At 75.7% G+C, this 1,183-nt stretch carries 3 protein-coding genes; 1 reads left to right on the top strand and 2 read right to left on the bottom strand.

Annotated features, from left to right (window positions below; all coding sequences use genetic code 11):
• Positions 1–127, bottom strand: a 127-nt coding sequence (locus ACTIDRAF_RS35485; RefSeq protein WP_425359133.1) for a fluoride efflux transporter FluC, incomplete at its 3' end; no start/stop codon positions are given.
• Between the two features lie 100 nt (positions 128–227).
• Positions 228–635: a fluoride efflux transporter FluC gene (locus ACTIDRAF_RS0223895; RefSeq protein WP_016701207.1), complete on the bottom strand. Its 408-nt coding sequence runs from the start codon at positions 633–635 to the stop codon at positions 228–230.
• Positions 636–684: 49 nt separating this feature from the next.
• On the opposite strand from ACTIDRAF_RS0223895, the gene ACTIDRAF_RS0223890 reads away from it, so the two are divergent.
• Positions 685–1,089 (top strand): DUF5313 family protein, encoded by a 405-nt coding sequence (locus tag ACTIDRAF_RS0223890; protein ID WP_016701206.1) that lies wholly within the window; start codon positions 685–687, stop codon positions 1,087–1,089.
• Positions 1,090–1,183 lie beyond the last annotated feature (94 nt).

Here is a 1,183-nt window from a genome sequence, read left to right as displayed (position 1 = left end):
GCAGCCCGAACACCAGGGAGCCGCTGACGTTCACCAGCAGCGTGCCGAGGGGGAAGGGGCCGGAGTGCCATCGCCGCGCCGTCCGGTCCAGCAGGTAGCGCAGCGGCGCGCCGACACCGGCGCCCACGGCCACCAGGAGCGCGGTCAACACGCCGTGCTCCCGGTGGCTGCGGGCACGCCAGGGGACGGGGTGCCCGCCGGCCGTCCGCCGTCAGGTCCGTGCCGTCTCAACACCGCCCCTCCCGTGCCCCTATCCACCGCCGGCCGACCGCGTCCCCGGCCGCCACGGCCACCAGCGCGCCCAGGAGGGTGCCCGTGAGCACCAGCACCGCCGCGACCGGCCTCCCGGCGGTCAGCAGGGACGTCACCTCGACGCTGTGGGCGGAGAAGGTGGTGAATCCGCTGAGGACACCGGTGACGAGGAACGGCCGGAGCAGGGGGAGGCGGGGCAGGACCCTCGGGACGAGCGCGGCCACCACGCCGATCAGGAAGGACCCGAGCAGGTTGACCGCCCAGGTCGCGAGGGACGGGCCGCCGGAGGGCAAGGCGACGCCGACACCGTAGCGGGCCAACGACCCCGCCACGCCGCCCAGCGCGACCGCGACCACCGTCGCGAACTGCCCTCTCCCGGCCATGACGACTCGACGGTAGTCCCCGGGGAGGGCCTTCGGTAGCGTGCCCGGCATGAGCTCCCCTCGCCCGAACCCCCCGCAGCTGCTCTGGTACGCCTTCGGCGGTCGCCTGCCGGAGCGGTACCGGGAGTGGGTGCTCGCCGACCTCACCACCCGCGGCTGGCTGTGGCGGTACGGGGTCCGGGCGTTCGTCCGCCTCGCTCCGGTTGCCGCGCTGGTCGCCTGGGTGCTGTGGCTCGTCAGCGGTGAACCGCTGGTCGCGGCGATGTCGGTCTCGCTGGGTCTCATCGTCGGGGTGTACTTCTCCCTCTCCTACGCCATCGAGAAGGCGGACTCCCGCCTCGTCAGGTACGGCTACCCGCCCAACCACGCCTCGGCGGTCCGGAGGGCGGACCGGGAGCGGCTGCGGCAGGAGGAGAGCGCCCGCTACGCGGCCCGCTGGCGCCACGCCCCCTGAGCGGCGGCCGCCCGCCACCCGCTCCGGCTCGTCCCCCGCCCTCGCGCGTCCTCCGGCCGCACGGGCGACCTCGGCTCGCCGCTCGCGCCTGGGC

This window comes from Actinoalloteichus spitiensis RMV-1378 (assembly GCF_000239155.1).
Taxonomy (GTDB): Bacteria; Actinomycetota; Actinomycetes; order Mycobacteriales; family Pseudonocardiaceae; genus Actinoalloteichus_B; species Actinoalloteichus_B spitiensis.
The sequence above is the reverse complement of the archived record's forward strand: the minus strand, read 5'-3'. Positions and strand labels throughout refer to the sequence as shown.